We start from the raw sequence: 16,019 nt of genomic DNA, 5'->3' as shown, positions 1-16,019 counted from the left end.
TCTTCGTAAGTCCACACAACTCACGATGATCAACGGTGGCCGCACCCGTCTCCGCACCGGCCCGACCAGCAAGATCACGATCTACAGCTGGAGTACTAGGAGGAAATACATGGCTGGTCGCCGACCGACACTCGTTGACGAGGTCCGAGAAGGGCTAATCGAATCCATCACCAACGGGACCTACGGAGTCGGCGACCGCCTGCCCAACGAGCAGGAAATCGGGGAGCAGTTCAACGTCAGCCGGGCCACCGTCAGAGAGGCCTACCGGCAGCTCATCGACGCGGGTTACCTTCACCGTCGACATGGCGCAGGGACTTTCGTCTCCCGCGCCTCTGCGTCACGCGCTCGACCTTAACCTCAGCTACACGGCACTCATCCAGGCAGCCGGGTACACGCCGAGTATCGAGGTCCTCGCACACCGCGTGGAAACCGTCTCACCGACGGATGCGAAGAAACTGCGTCTTAACGCTGACGACGAGGTGATCGTCATTGAGCGGATCCGCTATGCCGACAAGCAACCCGTCGTCTATAGCATAGACCGGATCCCGATGCACGTGGTTCCCGAGGAGCTGCGTGGGGTGTCGAGTCCATCGATCTTCGACATACTCGACCAGTCACACCATTCACCGCGCGCCGGGCGAGCGCGCCTGCAACCGGTACTCGCCGAAGAGCCGGTCACAGGTTATCTCGATGTCGCGGTGGGCTCTCCCCTGCTGCACTTTGACCAAGTGGACCAGGACCAGTCAGGCACGCCCGTCCTTACGTCATACGAGTGGCACACCAGTGACGTGTTCGAGATGTGGATCAACCGCACCCGCGGCGCCCAGTAATACCCTGTCAGTTTTGCTGACTCCTCCGGTCAGCATGTTGGTGGATGCTCTGATACCCCAGAACAGCAAGCCCCGTACAATTGTCGCGCCTGACTACGCCATCGTCGCCCGCTACGATGAGAGGTCATCTCATCTGGGCGAGGGGTGCAGGCTATGGCGGCGAAGGTGAGGAAGGCATCGGCTTTGCTTTCGTGGCGTCGGTAGAGTCGGCGGCAGCTTCATTTCGTGGGCGACCCCATTTTTTGCCAGATTCACTATGCAAATTCTTACGCCTACTCCCGCCCGCTGGAGTTTCTGACCACGACGGGGATCAGCGACGGTGCGACGCCTGAGACGCCATCCGCTTTCCGAACGTGATCGTTTAGTTCGGGGTTTGTGGGCATGAACTCCGGCCGGTGGCGGGAGAGATGAGCGTGATTCGTCCGTTCATCTGGTTCGTGGGGGTGGCTGGTGGCGTCGGTGCTTGGTCTGCTGGAGACCCGGTAGAAGAAGATCCGGGAAGTGGTGGCGGGGCTGCGGGAGGAGGCCGAGCGTGTGCAGGCCGCGCTCGGTGATGCGGAACGCGTACTTCAGCGTCTCGTGGATGCCCGGGTCACGGTGACCGAGGTGCTGACCGAGCCGTCCCTGGCAGCAGCGGAGCAGGCGCCGGGGGCAGTGGCGGGATCGGTGGTGCCGCACCGCGTCGAGGGCATGGCGGCATCCGCCCTGGCACCGGATTATCAACGCATCGTGGAGGTACTGGAGTCGGACGCCGGCCGGGCAGGTCTGCGGTGTCAGCAACTGGCCGTGTCCCTCGGCCTGGAAGCAGTTCCAGCGAAGGTCGAGGGACTGCGGTCGAAGGCGAAACGCCTGGTGGAACGGGGTTGGATCCTGCAGGTGCGGCCGGGAGTGTTCACCGCGCTCGCGGCACCGGCCCGCTGAAGGCACTCGGGCGGCGTCCGGCCAGCCGGCTGCTCATGAGCATGGTCATCGACCACAGCACCATGGCCTCGTGCATGGCGGGCAGCGTCTCGTAGTCACGCACCAGACGACGCGAACGCATCAGCCGGCTCAGCGTGCGCTCCACCACCCACCTGCGCGGCAGCACCACGAACCCCGCCATGTCGTCGGAGCGTTTGACGATCTCCAGGGTGAGCCGGCACTTCTCGGCAGCCCAGTCCACCAGCCCGCCCGCGCAGCCGCCGTCCGCCCAGACGAGACGGACGGAGAAATAGAACGCACGCAGCCGCGCGAGCAGCGGCACTCCCGCCTCCCGGTCCTGCACGCTCGCCGCGGTCACCACCACCGCCACAGGTCTTCCTCACCGACGCCCCCATCGCGGGTGGCGGATCGCTCCAGTTCCTGGAGGTCCGCCACCGTGCCCACGCCCGCGTCGAGGACCGCATCCGCTGCGGCAAGACCACCGGCTTCGGACGCTTCCCGTCCCGCCACTTCGCCGTCAACACCGTGTGGCTGGAGCTGTCGCTGACCGCGATCGACCTGTTCGCCTGGACCCGCACTCTGCTGCTGGACGGCGAACTCGCCGACGCCGAACCCAAGAAACTCCGCTGCCGGCTGCTGCACGCTGCTGCCCGCATCACCCGAGCAGCCCGCCGCATCCACCTGCGGATCGCCGAAACCTGGCCCTGGCGCCACGAACTGACCACTGCGTTCGTCCGTCTGGCGGCCTTGCCCCGGCCTGCCACCTGAGCGGCGAAAACAACCCGCCCGCCCACGACCCGAGGAACAGGGAGCACCCGGCTCGCACGCCGGGTCCCCGCCATCCCCACCCACCCAGAACCATCGCAACACGATCAAGCCACCTCAGCCAATCCCAACCGAAACACGGAGGCTAGTGTCTCGTGATGCTGTTCATGGAACCTGAGGCTTCTGTGATCGTTGAGTCTGGTATGGATCTCACCTCTGAACAGATGGCAGAACTGCGGGAGTTGGCCGGGTCGCGGGATGTTCCGGCCGATGTGGCGCTTCGGGCACGGATCGTGTTGTGGTCCGGCGAGGGGCGGCGGCGCAAGGACATTGCCGAGCTTGCCGGTGTGGCGCCGCTGACGGTGGACCGCTGCAAGGCCCGTTATGCCGAGCGGGGCCTTGCCGGTCTGGAGGAGAAGCGCCGCGGCGGGCCGCGTACCCAGGTGCCGCCGCAGGTGCAGGCCCGGGTGATCGCTTTGACGAGGATGTCCCCGCCGGCGGAATCCGGTCTGTCGCACTGGTCGACGCGGGCACTGGCCGACCATCTGAAGCGGCGGGAGGGCAACTCGGTGTCGTGGCATTACGTCGCCCGCATCTGGGCGTGAGGAGAATCTGAAGCCGCACCGCTCGGGCACCTTCAAGATCTCGAAGGACCCGGCGTCCGCGGAGAAGGCCGGCGATGTCGTCGGTCTGTACCTGGCCCCGCCCGGCGGCGCTGTGGTGTTGTCGATCGACGAGAAGACGCAGGTGCAGGCCCTGGACCGGACCCAGCCGGTGCTGCCGGTGACTTTCGCGGCCACCGGGAAACGCACCCACGACTACGTCCGGCACGGCACCACGAACCTGTTCGCCGCGCTGAACGTCACGACCGGTGAAGTGCTGGGCGAGTGCAGGCCGAACCGGAACGGCACGACCTGCCTGGCGTTCCTGAAGAAGGCGGTCAGGCCACATACGGGGAAGGAGATCCATATCGTCCTGGACAACCTCTCCACGCACACCACCCCGGACGTGAAGGCGTGGCCGGCGAAGAACCCGCACGTCCACTTCCATTTCACCCCCGTCGGGTCCTCGTGGTTGAACCAGATCGAGATCTGGTCCGGGATCATCACCCGGCAGGCCATCCGCCGCGGCACGTTCGCCAGCGTCAACGTCCTGGTCAAACAGATCCGCGACTACATCGACTCCTGGAACGAGAATGCGAAACCCTTCACCTGGACCGCCACCACCGACGAGACCCTCATCAAGGTCCGACTCGCCCAGACCAGCGTGAAGAAACTCGTCAATAACAATGCGAAGTAACGCAATCAGGATCACGAGACACTAGGAGGGGTTCGCGTCTGGGCCGGTGCCCTCTCCGGCCCCGGCGCGACTGATGATGGATTCCCGGCGACGTTCCCTTTCCTCCCGCATGTCGTTGTAGAAGGCGACGGCGGCCGGGTCCATGTCGTACGCCGGAACCACGTCCGGGGCAAAGTGGCCGTACTCGTCCACGCCGCGCACCAGCGTCGCGCTGTCCCTGAAGCCTTCGATCGGCCGTACTCGTGTGGCGACGTAGCGAATCGCGATGCCGCATCGCCTTATGTCAGAGGTGTTCGCCTCCGATCCATGGACCAGCATCGTATGGTGCAGCGAAAACTCACCAGGGTTGAGCTCCAGGTCGACTGCGTCATTCTCGTCGACGTCGACCTCGACCTCCTGGCCTCGGCTCAGGACGCTGTCCTTGTCGAAGGTGTCGTGGTGCGGAACCTGGCCCTGTCGGTGACTACCCGGGATGACCCGCAGGCAGCCGTTTGTGCGCCTGCTCGGCGTCAGCGCGACCCAGGCGGTGAGGACACTCGGCTCTGAAAGACCCCAATAGGTTGAGTCCTGGTGCCAGTTGACGAACTTCGGGTCGTGCGGCTTCTTGTCGAAATGAGCCGTGCCCCACGCGAGCACATTCGGCCCGAGAACGTCTTCGACCGCATCAAGAACCGTCGGCGTCCGCATGAAATCGTTGAGCCACTTCATCAGCAGATGCGGCTTGTACTTGGCGCGCGACCACAGGTCCGGCTCCCGCCGCTCAAGCGCGTCCATGTGTTCCAAGATGCCCTGTGCCTCGTCAGCGGAGAATGCTCGCAGCGGATGAACGTAGCCGTCTCGCTCATACTGGTGAACTTGTGCGTCCGTGAGCAGCTTTGGCATCTTGATTGTTCCCTTTCTTGTTGTGGATGATGGACAGAATGCGACGGAAGGCGCGTTTCCTCGGTGTGACGCTGCCTATGCGTCGATGCGTATGCCCTCGGCGTCGAAGAGATGCAGACGTTCGACATCGACGCACAGGCGTACGGTGTCCGCTGTGACGGTGCCCACGGGCAGCCGGGCCTTGAGCTTGTCGCCACCGGCGAGAGTGATGTGGGCGAGTTCCTCGCTGCCGAGGAGTTCGAGGAGCCTGACCCGGCCGGTGAGCGTGACTTGGGGGCGGCCTGCCGAGGTGTCGGCCGCTCGAAGGTCCTCGGGCCTGATGCCGATGGACCCCGTCGCGGCGGCCTTCGACGTCCGGAGCTCGACGATCTGTGACCCGTCGGGCGTTCGGAAGTACCCGTCCTTGACGGTGCCGTCGAGAAGGTTCATGGCTCCGAGAAACGAAGCGGTGAACCTGTTCGCCGGGCGGGCGTAGACCTCGCGTGGAGTGGCCTGTTGCTGCAGCCGCCCCTCGTTCAGGACGGCTACCTGATCGCCGAGTGTGAGCGCCTCGGTCTGGTCGTGGGTGACATAGACGACCGTGGCGCCGAGCTGCTTGAACAGCTCGTGCAATTCGGTGCGCATATCGACCCGCAGCGCGGCGTCGAGGTTCGACAACGGCTCGTCCATCAGCAGCACGGACGGCCGGCGGATCAGCGCCCGCCCGATGCCGACGCGCTGTTTCTGCCCACCGGACAGCTGGGCCGGTTTCTTCCCCAGATGCGTGGTCAACCGCAGCAGCCGCGCGATCTCGGCGACCCGCCCAGTGCGCTCGCCTCGCGGCACCTTGCCCATGACCAGTGGGAACTCGATGTTGGCGGCGACCGTCTTGGCCGGGTACAGGGCGTAGTTCTGGAAGACCATGGCCGTGCTTCGCCGCTGGGGGTCGGCATATGTCATGTCACGGCCGTTGATGCGGATCGTCCCGCCGGTGGGATTGTCCAGTCCGGCGATGCAGCGCAGCAGGGTGGTCTTGCCGCAGCCGCTGGGCCCGACCAGGGTCAGTGTCTCGCCGGCCTGGCACGACACGGTCACCCGGCGCAGGGCATGGTCTGCCGGTCCGAACGTCTTGGTCACGTCGACGCAGTCGATTCCCTCAGCCATGGTTCTTCAGGATCTCGTCGACCGCGTTCTGCGACTCGGTGAGTGCCTTCTCAGGGGACTCATTGCCGCCCAGTGCCTGGAGGAGGCTCTTCTCGATCGCGTCGTTGGCCTCGACGTCGTGACCGCCGGGGTAGGTCTGCCACTGGTTCAGGTAGGGGACGGCGTCCAGTGGTGTCCGCCGGTTGGGCTGCTCGCTGAAGTACTTCTTCAACTCCGGGCTCTTCAGGGCGGCGGAGTTGACGGGCAGGTAGCCGGCCGCGAGGGTCAGTGCCGTACTCGCCGTTGGACTGACCAGTTGCTGGATGGCCTTCAGGGCCGCCGCCTGGCGTTTGGCGTCCTTGGTGAGCAGGACGATCGCCGCGCCTGACGCGGGTGCGCTGCGTGCGCCGCCGTCTTCGATGGGGACCTGTCCGGTGGCGACGGTGAACTTCGCACCATTGTTGATGTTGCCGAGGTTTCCGTTGGACTGGATCAGCATGCCGGCGTCGCCGTTGATGAACGCCTGGACATTGGGGCTGGTGTCCGACGTACGGGCGAGCAACGGCATGGTCTTGTCCTTGACCAGACCGCGCCAGTAGTTGACCACCGCTCGGCCCTGGGAACTGTTGAACGCGGCGCCGGTTTCGTCGGAGTTGAGCATCGCGCCGCCGGCACTTGCCAGTTGCTGCTGGAAGTCGATGTTGCTGCCGCCGTTCCAGTCCATCACGATGCCGTACTTGTGCTTGGCCGGATCCGCCAGCTTCGCCGCGTCCTTGCGCAGCTCACTCCATGTGGTCGGCAGATGCGTCGGGTCGAGCCCTGCGGCCTTGAACATGTCCGCGTTGGCATAGAGAATCCGTGTCGCGACGCCGTAAGGAAGCCCGTACTGCTTTCCGTTGTACTGGGTGAGCTTCAGGAACTTCGGGTCGATGTTCTTGGTGTCCAGGCTGCCCTTGGCGATCGCGGTGTCCAGCGGCTGGGCGATGCCGAGGTCGACCAGGCTGCGCAGGTTGTTCAGCCCGACCAGAGCCACATCCGGCAGGCGACCGGTGCCCGCCTCGCGAATGATCCGCTGCTGGACGTCGTTGTAGTTCTTGCCTGCGAGGACCAGGTTCACCCGAGGGGCGTTCTTTTCTTTCTCCAGCGGCTTGATGGCAGTATTCAACGGATCAGCGTAGAGACTGGCCTGCGTGTAATAGACACTGACGGCACCGTCCTTGGTGTCCGATGTGCCGCAGGAAGTCACCCCGGCCAGGAGGCCAACGGATGCCAGCGCAGCGGTGATTCTCCAACGCATGGTTCTACTCCTCGAAAAATAAAACCGAATGGGATATTCAGTCCGGGGTGTTCGACAGTACGAGACCGCGAACGAAATGACGCTGGGCGAGCAGGAATCCCACCACGAGCGGAAGCACCGCCAGCGTGGCGGCGGCCATCTGGGCGGCAAAGTCATTGCTTTCCGAGTTGGCGAATGCCGAAATTCCGTAGGGCACCGTCGCCGCATCGTCACTCGACAGGACCAGGCTCGGCCAGAAGTAGTCGTTCCAGTGGGAGACGATACTGAAGACCGCGAATGCGGTGAGCGCCGGCCGGGCCATCGGAAGGACGATTCGCCACACCGTTGTCCAGTTACTTGCGCCATCGAGCCGCGCGGCATCCAGTACGTTCTGCGGGATTCCCAGAAAGAACTGGCGCAGCAGGAATACGCCGAAGGCGCTGGCGAGAAAAGGTGAAATGAGCGACAGGCGATTGTCCAGTAGGCCCGCCTTGGCGAACAGCAGATACAAGGGTATGGCGACGACCTGCATCGGCAGCATGGTGGCGAACAGCACAAACCCGAGTGCCAACCTGCTGCCGCGAAACCGCATCCGTGCCAGCGCGTAGGCGGCCGGAACGGCGAGCAGGACCTGACCGAGGAAGATCAGCCCGGTCACGGCCACGCTGTTGAGGAAGTACCGTCCCATCGGCACCGTGTCGAAAACGCGCTGATAGGCATCGAAGGTCGGATGCTGCGGCAGCAGGTTGCTGCTGTAGATTTCGTCGTCCGGTTTGAAAGAGCTGAACACCATCCAGGCGAACGGCGCGAGCATGACGACGGCACCCAAGGCCAGCAGTAGGTGCCGGGGTATGTCGCTGGCGGCGGCCCGCCGCAGGACGCTTCCCCGGCCACGGCCGGATGCGTCGGGTGACTCTGCTCGGCCCGGCGTCAGAACGCCGGCGGTGTGCTGCGATCGTGTGCCGGTGGTCATCGGGCGCCCGCCTCGCTGAGTCGTCGGCCGAATGACCGCATCTGTACCAGCGTCACCAGCATGACGGTGGCGAGCAGCACGATGCTGATGACGGCACCTCCGCTGATGTCCTGGTAGAAAACCCCTCGCCGGTAGAGCTCGTAGCTCAGGGTTGAGGTACTGCCGGTGGGCCCGCCCTCGGTCATCAGCGCCACGGTGTCGTAGACGCGCAGCGCGCTGATGGTGCTGATGACGACGGCGAACACCGTGGTCGGCCCCAGAGCGGGCCACTGGACGTGCCAGAAACGATGCCAGGCGTTCGCGCCGTCGAGACGGGCCGCCTCCAGATGCGCGGTGGGCACGTTGGCCAGCCCCGAAAGAAACAGCACGACCGCGTATCCGAGTTGGTGCCACACTCCCACGAGAGCAACCGCCGGGAGGGCGAGCGAACTGTCGCTCAACCAGTTCGTCACTCCGAACAACTGGCCCACCGTGGAGTCGATCATCCCTCGCTCCGGGTAGAACATCCATTTCCAGACGATGCTCATCGCCGCGAGAGTGCTGGCGAACGGCAGAAAATACACCGTCCGCCAGAAAACCTTTCCACGCCGCACGCTGTGAATGGTGAGGGCGATCAGAAGACCGAGCACCGTGACGGCCGGCACGGTGAAGAGCGAATACAGCAGGGTGTTGATGAGAGCTTGGCGCAGTTCATCACTGCCCAACACCCGCCGGAAGGAGTCGAGGCCGGTGAACCGGGCGTTGCCGCCGGCCAGCGGCCAGTCGAGCAGGGACAGCACCACCGTCGATGCTGCCGGAAGTACCGAGAACACCCCCAGGAACAGCAGGAACGGACCGCACAGCACATAGGCGCCCACGCGCTTTCGCAAAGATGCAGTCCTCGATGTGCCCGCAGGTGCACCACCTGCTGATTGATGGAGAGACAGAGTCATGTGGCCGCCCTTGCGGTGTGGTACCGGCTCCATGCGAGGGAACCGTTTTTCTTGTTCTCAGACGCCAAGATCGACGCGCGCCCGGGCGACGGCGTCGAGCATGAGCGGGGCCGGGAGGAATTGCAGGACTCGGGCGCCGGCCTCGACATAGTCGGCAGCCCACTCGGCGCTGCGGGAACCGACGGAGATCCCCACCGCCTTGCCTGCGGTGGTGGCTTGCTTGATGCCTTCGCGGACGGCCTTCCGGACGTCAGGGTGCATCGTGTCGCCGGTGTGTCCCAGAGTCGCCGCGATGTCGTTGGGGCCGAAGGTGAGGACATCGACACCCGGAACAGCGGCGATCTCTCCGATGTTCGCCAGGCCGGTCGGATCCTCGATCGTGCAGACGACCAGCGTCTCACGATTCGCGAACGCGAAGGCGTCCTGCGCGTCCAGGCCGAGCGCCCAGCGGGCGTGCATGCCATGCCCGCTCGGCGAGGTGAGTGTGCGGTCGCCTTCCGGCGCGAACTTCACCGAACGGACGGCAGCGGCCGCATCGCTCGCCGTCCTGGTGTGGGCGAAGGTGAGTCCGCTCACACCGCGGTTGAGGAGCTGCACGACGAAGTCGGGCTTGCGCTCCGAGATCCTTGCCGTGGGGACGATGCCGGCGGCTTCGGCGGACCGTACCGCGTGCTCGATGCTCTCCAGCGTGTAGGGCCCCTGTTCGCAGTCGAAACGCACAAAGTCCAGCCCGGCCAGGGCGGCGTATTCGACCATCATCGGGTCTGGTGTGTCCAACCCGAGTCCGAAAACCATTTCACCGAGGAGGATCTTTTCCTTCATCGTATTTTTCTTCATACTGCTTCCCTGCCGCGGTCAAAATGGAGGTCATGGGTGAACGGGGCGCAGCCGCACGCGGTCATATGCGAGCGCGAGCGGCCTCGGTGTCAGCGTGAATACGCTCAACAGGAGGATCGCCAGGCCGGTCAGGGCTGGTGCCGAACAACTCAAGATGGTCGACAGCATGGTGCAGGATCCGTCGCGGGTACTGACTTCCTCGATATCCGAGGTGGCCGGTCGAGTCGGAATTACGGGGCCCAGGGCCCCGGTCAGGGAGTGATTTTCCCTTCGAAGATGACCGTATGGCAACAGCGTTGCGTGCGCTACGGGCGCCGAACGATGTTTGCCTATCGTTCATGTGGTGACAGGGCGGAGATGATCTCCAGTCCCCGTCGGACCTGAGCCCGGTCGAGCGGAGTGCTCAGTGACAGCCGCACCCGGGGTGGCACCGGGTGGCTGTCGACGGCGAACATCTCGGCCGGTCTGACCAGTACACCGCGTTCCGCGGCGGCCGCGGTGTAGCTGTGTGAGGTGTGCCCGGCCGGCACGCGCAGCCACAGATGCATGGCCGCGTCCTGGGTGTCGTAGTCCAGCCCGTGCAGCAGTTGCGCGGCGAGTCGCTGCCGTGCGGCCGATTCGCGGTGGATGGCCTCGGCGATGGCGGTGGCCTGGCCGCCGTCGATCCAGCGGCGGACGACCTCGGCGGACAGCGGGTTCGCCACCCAGTACGACAGCCGCACGAGGGGCCGCTTCATGGCCTCGGCGGCAGGCCCGTCGGGGCCGAGGAGGTATCCGACCCGGAGCCCCTGAGTGAGCGACTTGGTCAGCCCCATCGAGTACCAGGTCAGTTCCGGGGCCAGGGTCGCGATCGGCGGCGGCGTGTCCGGGTGAAGGGCGCCGAGCACATCGTCCTCGAAGACCGGCACCCCGTATCGGCGTGCGACGGAGACGATCTGATGCCGTCGTTCCAGGCTCATCGTTGTGGTGGTCGGGTTGTGGTAGCCGGGATTGCAGTAGATCAGCCGGGGTTTGAACTTGCGGCACGCCGCGGCCAGCGACTCGGGCACCATGCCGTCGTCGTCAAGATCGACGGGGTGCAGGTGCACCCTGGCGCGTTCGGCCAGGTTGCCGATGGACCCGTAGGTGAGCCCTTCGGCCAGTACGACATCCCCCGGGGCGGCCAGGTGGCGAAGGACCAGCAGGAGCGAACTCTGCGTTCCGTTGGTCAACAGCAACCGGTGAGGATCTGGCGCGGGCATCCGCCGCGCCATCCATCGTGCCGCCGCGAGGCGGTCTTCCGGCCCGCCACCGGGCTTGCTCTCGTGGAGCAGCATCCGGGCGCCGGGGTCGGCGGCGATGGCCCCGAGGGTGCCGACCAGTGCGTCGCCCACCTCGGGCGGGGCCGGCGGTATGGAGCGGGTGAAGTCAGCGACGATGTCGCGCTGCATGGAGTCTCCTCTCGACCCGGGCAGGCTAGCCGCACAAGCAACCTCATTGCCACATCGAGGGTGAATGATGGATTATCGTTCCCTCATCGCGTTCCACCGATCGAAGGGAAGCACCATGCACGTTGCACCGCCGGACTGGGAGTTGTTGGTCTGTGACATGGCCGGCACCGCGTTCAGCGATGACGGCCTGGTCATCGAGGCGTTCCGCGCCGCGCTGCTGGACACGGGACTTCCCGACGGCCCCGAACTCAGGGCCGCCCTGGCCTCGTTCGACGGCAACCGCGGGCGCAGCAAGCTGGACGCCTTCCGCGATGTGCTGCCCGAGGAGGGGGCACGGTCGGCCAACGAGGCGTTCGAGCGACGTTACGAGGAACTCGTCGCCAAGGTCGGCATCAAGGCGTTTCCCGGCGTCGAGGACCTGTTCGTGCGGCTTCGGGCAGCGGGCGTACGGATCGCACTCATCACCGGCTTCGCGGAACGCACCCGCGAAACCCTCGTCGACGCACTGGGCTGGCGGGACACCGTCGATCTCACGCTCAGCCCCAGCGACGCAGGCCGCGGCCGGCCGTTCCCCGACATGATCCTCACCGCGGCACTCCGGCTGCAGGTCACCGACATGCATGCCGTCGCGGTCGTCGGCGACACCCGCAGCGACCTGCTCGCCGGATGGCGCTCGGGGGCCGGCGTCGTCGCCGGTGTCACCACCGGAGCACACACCCGGGCCACCCTGGAGACCGCACCGCACACCCACCTCCTCGACTCCCTCGTCGGGATCGAGACCGCGACGGCCACCCGATGACCGCCCACCGCCCCGCGGCCGGCGGCCGCAACGGCATCGTCACCTCCGCCCACCAGCTGGCCACCCAGGCCGGCATGCGCATCCTGTGGGCAGGCGGAAACGCCGTCGACGCTGCGGTGGCCGTCGCCGCCGCCCTCAGCGTGGTCGAACCGTGCAGCAGCGGACCCGCCGGCATCGGCTACATGCTCATCCGGACACCGCACGAGGCGGCACCCGCGGTCCTCGACTTCGTCGGACCGGCACCCGGGGCCGCACACCCCGACCGGTTCACCACCCCCGGCAGCAAGGACGTCGGCATCCTCTCCGCGATGGTCCCCGGAGCGGCAGCAGGCTGGTCCGCCGCCCTGGAACGCTACGGAACCATGGACCTCGCAACCGTCCTGGCACCGGCCATCACCCACGCCGAACAGGGCTTCCCCGTCTCCCACTACCTCCACCACTACCTCGCGGCGGCCCGCCCCCGCCTCGAACTCGCCGCGACCAGCAGGGAGATATTCCTCCCCAACGGACGAGTCCCGCGCCCGGGCGAACTCCTCGTCCAGAAGAACGCCGCCGACACCCTTCGGCTCATCGCCGAAGCCGGCACCGAAGCCCTCTACCACGGACCCATCGCCGAGGAGATCACCCAGTACTGCGCCGACCACGGCGGCCTCCTCACGGCACCCGACCTCGCCGGCTACAGCCCCCGCTGGCAGGACCCCATCTCCAGCACATACCGCGGCCTGACCGTCTACTGCCCGCCCGCGCCGAGCGCAGCGCTGGAGTACCTCATAAGCCTGCGCATGCTCGGCGAGTTCCCGCTCTCCGAGATGGCACCGGACAGCGACGCATACCTGCACCTGCTGTCCGAGGTCTTCAAGGCGGCGATCGAGGAACGGAAAGCCCACCTGCTGGACCCGTCACCCTCCTACGACGACCTCCTGTCCGACGCACACATCACAGCGGCCACACAACGGCTGGACCTGCGGCGGGCAACCCCGTTCCCGGGGGAACGCCACGAGTACAACCCCGCACTGGAATGGACCCGGGCCGTGTTCGCCGGCCCGGAGAACACGACACACTTCGTCACCGCCGACGCACAAGGGTATGTGGTGTCCTGCACCCAGACCCTCGGAGGCGCCTTCGGATCAGGTGTGGTGGCCGGCACCACCGGACTGCTGCTGAACAGCTTCGCCTCCTGGTTCGACACCGACCCCGCGAGCCCCAACGCGATCGGCCCCGGCAAGAGAGTGGAGGTCTGTCTCGCTCCCTCACAGATCTGGTCGGACGGCCGGCCGTTCCTGGCCGTCGGCACCCCCGGATCGTACGGCATCCTGCAGACCACACCCCAGATGATCATCAACGTCGTCGACCACCGCATGGACATCCAGGAAGCGATCGAGGCACCCCGGATCCGCGTCGGACACGGCACCCTCCTGGGCACCGAGAGCAGGATCAGCACGGAAACCCTGGCCCGGCTCCGGGGCCGCGGACACCAGGTGCACGACCTGGGCGCCTGGAGCCGCGTGGTCGGCGGCGGACACGGCGTGGCCTTCGACCCCGACACCTCCACCATGTGGGGCGGAGCCGACCCACGACGCGACGGCTTCGCATTCGCCTGGTGAACAAGAGCCCCCGGTGATCCGACAAGATGGCATCGACGTTCACGCACACTTCCTGCCGAAGCGATACCGGACGGCGTACCACCACCTCGGTACACCCGGCCCGGACGGCCTGGCCGCATGGCCGGACTGGTCTGTCGGCCGGGCCCTCGGCACGATGGACGAACTCGGTGTCGAACTCGCCATCCTGTCCATCTCATCGCCGGGCGTCCACGTCGGCGACGACCGCGCGGCGACGGTGCTCGCCCTTGGTGTCAACGAGGACGGCGCGGCGCTGGCCGCCCGACACCCGGACCGGTTCGGGTTCTTCGCCTCCTTGCCGCTGCCCGACGTGGACAGCGCGCTGGACGAGATCGCCTACGCACTCGACCAACTCGGCGCGGAGGGTGTGGTCCTGCTGAGCAACTACCACGGGACATACCTCTTCGATCCGAGGTTCCGTCCGGTCCTCGACGAACTCGACCGCCGGGGCGCCGTGGTCTTTCTGCACCCCACGTCGCCACCGTGCTGGGAGCAGACGGCGTTCGGACAGCCACGCAGCCTCATCGAGGGAGCACCTGGGTGACGACCTCGCGGTGCAGTTGTACGCGTACGGCGCCGGCCTGACCACCGAACTCGACCGTGAGAAGGCCAATGCGCTGGCCGGCCACCTCGGCTTCGACTTCCACGGCGCGACGGACCCTCGGGAGCAGGCCAACCGGCTGCTGCATGTGTACGGCCAACGGGCGACCAACCACATCCTCGACCTGGCCAGATCGTATGCCGTTGCCAACGGCAGGAAACTGCTGGTCGCGCTCAACTTCACCGCGCGTATCGGTGTCGGCGGCCCTGCCCGCGAGCTGGGCACCCCGATCGGCGACGGTGAGCGCACCGACCAGCTGATCGTGGACCACCTGGCGGGCGGAGGCTTCGACTACTTCGACATGAACGAGGTGCACCGGCTGGAGTACGAGCGGATGGCGCCGACGAGCCTGTCCTACACCGACTACCTCGGCCTGTACCGAGTCCGCGGCGGGCACTACAGCCCGCGCGGCAACCACCTGTTCGCGTACGCGATCAAGGACTCGTTGGTCGCGCTGCTGGACCCCAAACCGCTGCCGTACCGCGAGCCCAACACCGACGCGCCGATCGACTTCGAGGGCTACCTGCCCCGCTTCCACTGAGACCGGAGCGCCGCGGTCAGGACGTGTCGACCACCTGGGCGAGCTGCGAGGCCAGTGCGGCGAACGCTTCGACCTCGGCCGCCGGGGCTGGTTGTTCAGCCGAGTGATGGGTGGTTGGCCGCCCAGGGCCGAGTGGGGCTGGTGGTCGGATTGGTGCATCCATGCTGGGAGTGCGGCTGTACGCGTTGGCGATCCGTGAAGCCCGCGGCCCCAGCCCCGCCTGACGGCAGCGCGAGTGGGTTGTCGCCGCCGGCCAACGCCGCTCTCCGCTACAAACAACATAGTTTCCGTATTGAGAACTCAGGAGCGTTGTCCGGATGGGATTCGCAGACCAGCGCTACACCGTCAACCTGTCGATCCTCTTCACGGAACTCCCGCTCCTTCAGCGGCCGGCGGCTGCCGCCGCGGCGGGATTCACCGCGATCGAGTTGTGGTGGCCTTGGGCCGGCTCACCCACCCCGGAGCACTCGCAACTCGACTCCCTGAAGAAGGCGATCGAGGACACCGGCGTGCGACTCACCGGCCTGAACTTCTACGCCGGCCAACTGCCGGGCCCCGACCGCGGCGCGCTGTCGATCCCGGGCGAGGAGTCGGAGAAGTTCCGCGTCAACATCGATGTGGTCGCGGACTTCGCCGAGTCGCTGGGCTGCACGGCACTCAACGCGCTGTACGGCAACCGCGTCGACGGCGTCGACCCGGCGGAACAGGACGCCCTCGCGCTGGAGCACCTGGTCCTCGCGGCCCGGGCCTGCGACCGGATCGGCGCGACCCTCTTGATCGAGGCGCTGAACGGGCCCGAGTCGCCCCGCTACCCCCTGGTGTCGGCCCCGGCCGCCATCGAGATCGTCGACAAGGTCAACGCGGCCACGGGGCTCGGTAACGCACGGTTCCTGATGGACCTTTACCACCTGTCCATGAACGGGGAGAACCTGCCGCAGCTCATCGGGCGGTACGCGGCGAGGACCGGCCATGTGCAGATCGCCGACAACCCGGGCCGGGGTGCGCCCGGCACGGGCGTGCTCCCGCTGGAGGACCTGCTCGAGAAGCTGACGAAGGCGGGTTACGACGGCCGGGTCGGCCTGGAGTACAAGCCGGGGAACCGCCCGAGCGCGGAGACCTTCGGCTGGCTGCCGGTCCAGTGGCGCGCCGCCCGCTGAACACCACACCACAGAGGTAGCACCGCAGGTGC

The 16,019-nt window shown here is 66.4% G+C and carries 18 protein-coding genes and 1 pseudogene; 11 read left to right on the top strand and 8 right to left on the bottom strand.

The window, feature by feature from the left end; all coding sequences use genetic code 11:
* The 3 genes from ABT245_RS37120 to ABT245_RS37110 form a co-directional block, all read left to right on the top strand.
* The coding region (locus tag ABT245_RS37120; protein ID WP_351742805.1) for a FadR/GntR family transcriptional regulator at positions 1-355 on the top strand (355 nt) is incomplete at its 5' end.
* Positions 303-830, top strand: coding sequence for a GntR family transcriptional regulator (locus ABT245_RS37115; protein ID WP_351742802.1), 528 nt, complete (start codon positions 303-305; stop codon positions 828-830). The genes ABT245_RS37120 and ABT245_RS37115, both read left to right, overlap by 53 nt.
* Positions 831-1,331: 501 nt before the next feature.
* Entirely contained in the window at positions 1,332-1,751 is a 420-nt protein-coding gene (locus ABT245_RS37110; RefSeq protein ID WP_351742800.1) for a hypothetical protein, read from the top strand.
* On the opposite strand, the gene ABT245_RS37105 is transcribed toward ABT245_RS37110, so the two are convergent.
* Positions 1,723-2,121 carry a transposase gene (locus ABT245_RS37105; RefSeq protein WP_351742797.1) on the bottom strand — a complete coding sequence of 133 codons (399 nt, stop codon included), beginning with the start codon at positions 2,119-2,121 and terminating at the stop codon, positions 1,723-1,725. The two genes, ABT245_RS37110 and ABT245_RS37105, sit on opposite strands and share 29 nt — an antisense overlap.
* Here ABT245_RS37105 and ABT245_RS37100 point away from each other — a divergent pair.
* From ABT245_RS37100 to ABT245_RS37090, 3 genes and pseudogenes are all read left to right on the top strand, one after another.
* Positions 2,121-2,519 (top strand): annotated as a pseudogene (locus ABT245_RS37100) (transposase); the annotation flags it as partial. The gene ABT245_RS37105 and the pseudogene ABT245_RS37100 sit on opposite strands and share 1 nt — an antisense overlap.
* A 155-nt stretch (positions 2,520-2,674) precedes the next feature.
* Complete coding sequence (locus ABT245_RS37095) at positions 2,675-3,121, top strand: helix-turn-helix domain-containing protein (protein ID WP_351742794.1); 447 nt, start codon at positions 2,675-2,677, stop codon at positions 3,119-3,121.
* Positions 3,096-3,815 (top strand): IS630 family transposase, encoded by a 720-nt coding sequence (locus ABT245_RS37090; protein WP_351742816.1) that lies wholly within the window; start codon positions 3,096-3,098, stop codon positions 3,813-3,815. Before ABT245_RS37095 ends, ABT245_RS37090 begins: the two co-directional genes overlap by 26 nt.
* A gap of 21 nt (positions 3,816-3,836) precedes the next feature.
* Here the strand turns inward: ABT245_RS37090 and ABT245_RS37085 are convergent, their stop codons facing one another.
* From ABT245_RS37085 to ABT245_RS37055, 7 genes are all read right to left on the bottom strand, one after another.
* Positions 3,837-4,697 carry a phytanoyl-CoA dioxygenase family protein gene (locus ABT245_RS37085; RefSeq protein WP_351742791.1) on the bottom strand — a complete coding sequence of 287 codons (861 nt, stop codon included), beginning with the start codon at positions 4,695-4,697 and terminating at the stop codon, positions 3,837-3,839.
* 75 nt (positions 4,698-4,772) lie between these two features.
* The gene (locus ABT245_RS37080) at positions 4,773-5,840 is read right to left on the bottom strand and encodes an ABC transporter ATP-binding protein (protein ID WP_351742788.1); all 1,068 of its coding nucleotides are present in this window, start codon (positions 5,838-5,840) and stop codon (positions 4,773-4,775) included.
* The gene (locus ABT245_RS37075; protein WP_351742785.1) at positions 5,833-6,984 is read right to left on the bottom strand and encodes an ABC transporter substrate-binding protein; all 1,152 of its coding nucleotides are present in this window, start codon (positions 6,982-6,984) and stop codon (positions 5,833-5,835) included. Before ABT245_RS37075 ends, ABT245_RS37080 begins: the two co-directional genes overlap by 8 nt.
* A gap of 169 nt (positions 6,985-7,153) precedes the next feature.
* Positions 7,154-8,068, bottom strand: coding sequence for a carbohydrate ABC transporter permease (locus tag ABT245_RS37070; protein WP_351742783.1), 915 nt, complete (start codon positions 8,066-8,068; stop codon positions 7,154-7,156).
* Positions 8,065-8,925, bottom strand: a complete 861-nt coding sequence (locus ABT245_RS37065; RefSeq protein WP_351742780.1) for a carbohydrate ABC transporter permease — start codon at positions 8,923-8,925, stop codon at positions 8,065-8,067. Before ABT245_RS37065 ends, ABT245_RS37070 begins: the two co-directional genes overlap by 4 nt.
* A gap of 132 nt (positions 8,926-9,057) precedes the next feature.
* On the bottom strand, positions 9,058-9,822 hold the full coding sequence (locus ABT245_RS37060; RefSeq protein WP_351742777.1) for an HpcH/HpaI aldolase family protein: 765 nt from the start codon (positions 9,820-9,822) through the stop codon (positions 9,058-9,060).
* Positions 9,823-10,166: 344 nt separating this feature from the next.
* Entirely contained in the window at positions 10,167-11,267 is a 1,101-nt protein-coding gene (locus ABT245_RS37055; protein WP_351742774.1) for an aminotransferase-like domain-containing protein, read from the bottom strand.
* A gap of 115 nt (positions 11,268-11,382) precedes the next feature.
* Here ABT245_RS37055 and ABT245_RS37050 point away from each other — a divergent pair, with 115 nt between their 5' ends.
* The 5 genes from ABT245_RS37050 to ABT245_RS37030 all read left to right on the top strand — a co-directional run bounded on the left by ABT245_RS37050 (position 11,383) and on the right by ABT245_RS37030 (position 15,987).
* The gene (locus ABT245_RS37050) at positions 11,383-12,066 is read left to right on the top strand and encodes an HAD family hydrolase (RefSeq protein ID WP_351742771.1); all 684 of its coding nucleotides are present in this window, start codon (positions 11,383-11,385) and stop codon (positions 12,064-12,066) included.
* Positions 12,063-13,670 (top strand): gamma-glutamyltransferase, encoded by a 1,608-nt coding sequence (gene ggt / locus ABT245_RS37045; protein ID WP_351742768.1) that lies wholly within the window; start codon positions 12,063-12,065, stop codon positions 13,668-13,670. Before ABT245_RS37050 ends, ggt begins: the two co-directional genes overlap by 4 nt.
* A gap of 13 nt (positions 13,671-13,683) precedes the next feature.
* On the top strand, positions 13,684-14,232 hold the full coding sequence (locus tag ABT245_RS37040) for an amidohydrolase family protein (protein WP_351742765.1): 549 nt from the start codon (positions 13,684-13,686) through the stop codon (positions 14,230-14,232).
* Positions 14,233-14,242: 10 nt separating this feature from the next.
* On the top strand, positions 14,243-14,830 hold the full coding sequence (locus ABT245_RS37035; protein WP_351742763.1) for a hypothetical protein: 588 nt from the start codon (positions 14,243-14,245) through the stop codon (positions 14,828-14,830).
* Positions 14,831-15,147: 317 nt separating this feature from the next.
* Complete coding sequence (locus tag ABT245_RS37030) at positions 15,148-15,987, top strand: TIM barrel protein (protein WP_351742760.1); 840 nt, start codon at positions 15,148-15,150, stop codon at positions 15,985-15,987.
* The last annotated feature ends 32 nt before the right edge of the window (positions 15,988-16,019 follow it).

Source organism: Streptomyces sp. NPDC001508 (assembly GCF_040298665.1).
GTDB lineage: Bacteria > Actinomycetota > Actinomycetes > Streptomycetales > Streptomycetaceae > Streptomyces.
This window is presented reverse-complemented; position numbering and strand designations above follow the sequence as displayed.

Excerpts from the sequence above, each read along its gene's own strand:
- ABT245_RS37030 (WP_351742760.1), top strand. The coding sequence starts at position 15,148 with ATGGGATTCGCAGACCAGCGCTACACCGTCAACCTGTCGATCCTCTTC.
- ABT245_RS37095 (WP_351742794.1), top strand. The coding sequence starts at position 2,675 with ATGCTGTTCATGGAACCTGAGGCTTCTGTGATCGTTGAGTCTGGTATG.
- ABT245_RS37050 (WP_351742771.1), top strand. The coding sequence starts at position 11,383 with ATGCACGTTGCACCGCCGGACTGGGAGTTGTTGGTCTGTGACATGGCC.
- ggt (WP_351742768.1), top strand. The coding sequence starts at position 12,063 with ATGACCGCCCACCGCCCCGCGGCCGGCGGCCGCAACGGCATCGTCACC.
- ABT245_RS37060 (WP_351742777.1), bottom strand. The coding sequence starts at position 9,822 with ATGAAGGAAAAGATCCTCCTCGGTGAAATGGTTTTCGGACTCGGGTTG.
- ABT245_RS37055 (WP_351742774.1), bottom strand. The coding sequence starts at position 11,267 with ATGCAGCGCGACATCGTCGCTGACTTCACCCGCTCCATACCGCCGGCC.
- ABT245_RS37080 (WP_351742788.1), bottom strand. The coding sequence starts at position 5,840 with ATGGCTGAGGGAATCGACTGCGTCGACGTGACCAAGACGTTCGGACCG.
- ABT245_RS37070 (WP_351742783.1), bottom strand. The coding sequence starts at position 8,068 with ATGACCACCGGCACACGATCGCAGCACACCGCCGGCGTTCTGACGCCG.
- ABT245_RS37085 (WP_351742791.1), bottom strand. The coding sequence starts at position 4,697 with ATGCCAAAGCTGCTCACGGACGCACAAGTTCACCAGTATGAGCGAGAC.
- ABT245_RS37115 (WP_351742802.1), top strand. The coding sequence starts at position 303 with ATGGCGCAGGGACTTTCGTCTCCCGCGCCTCTGCGTCACGCGCTCGAC.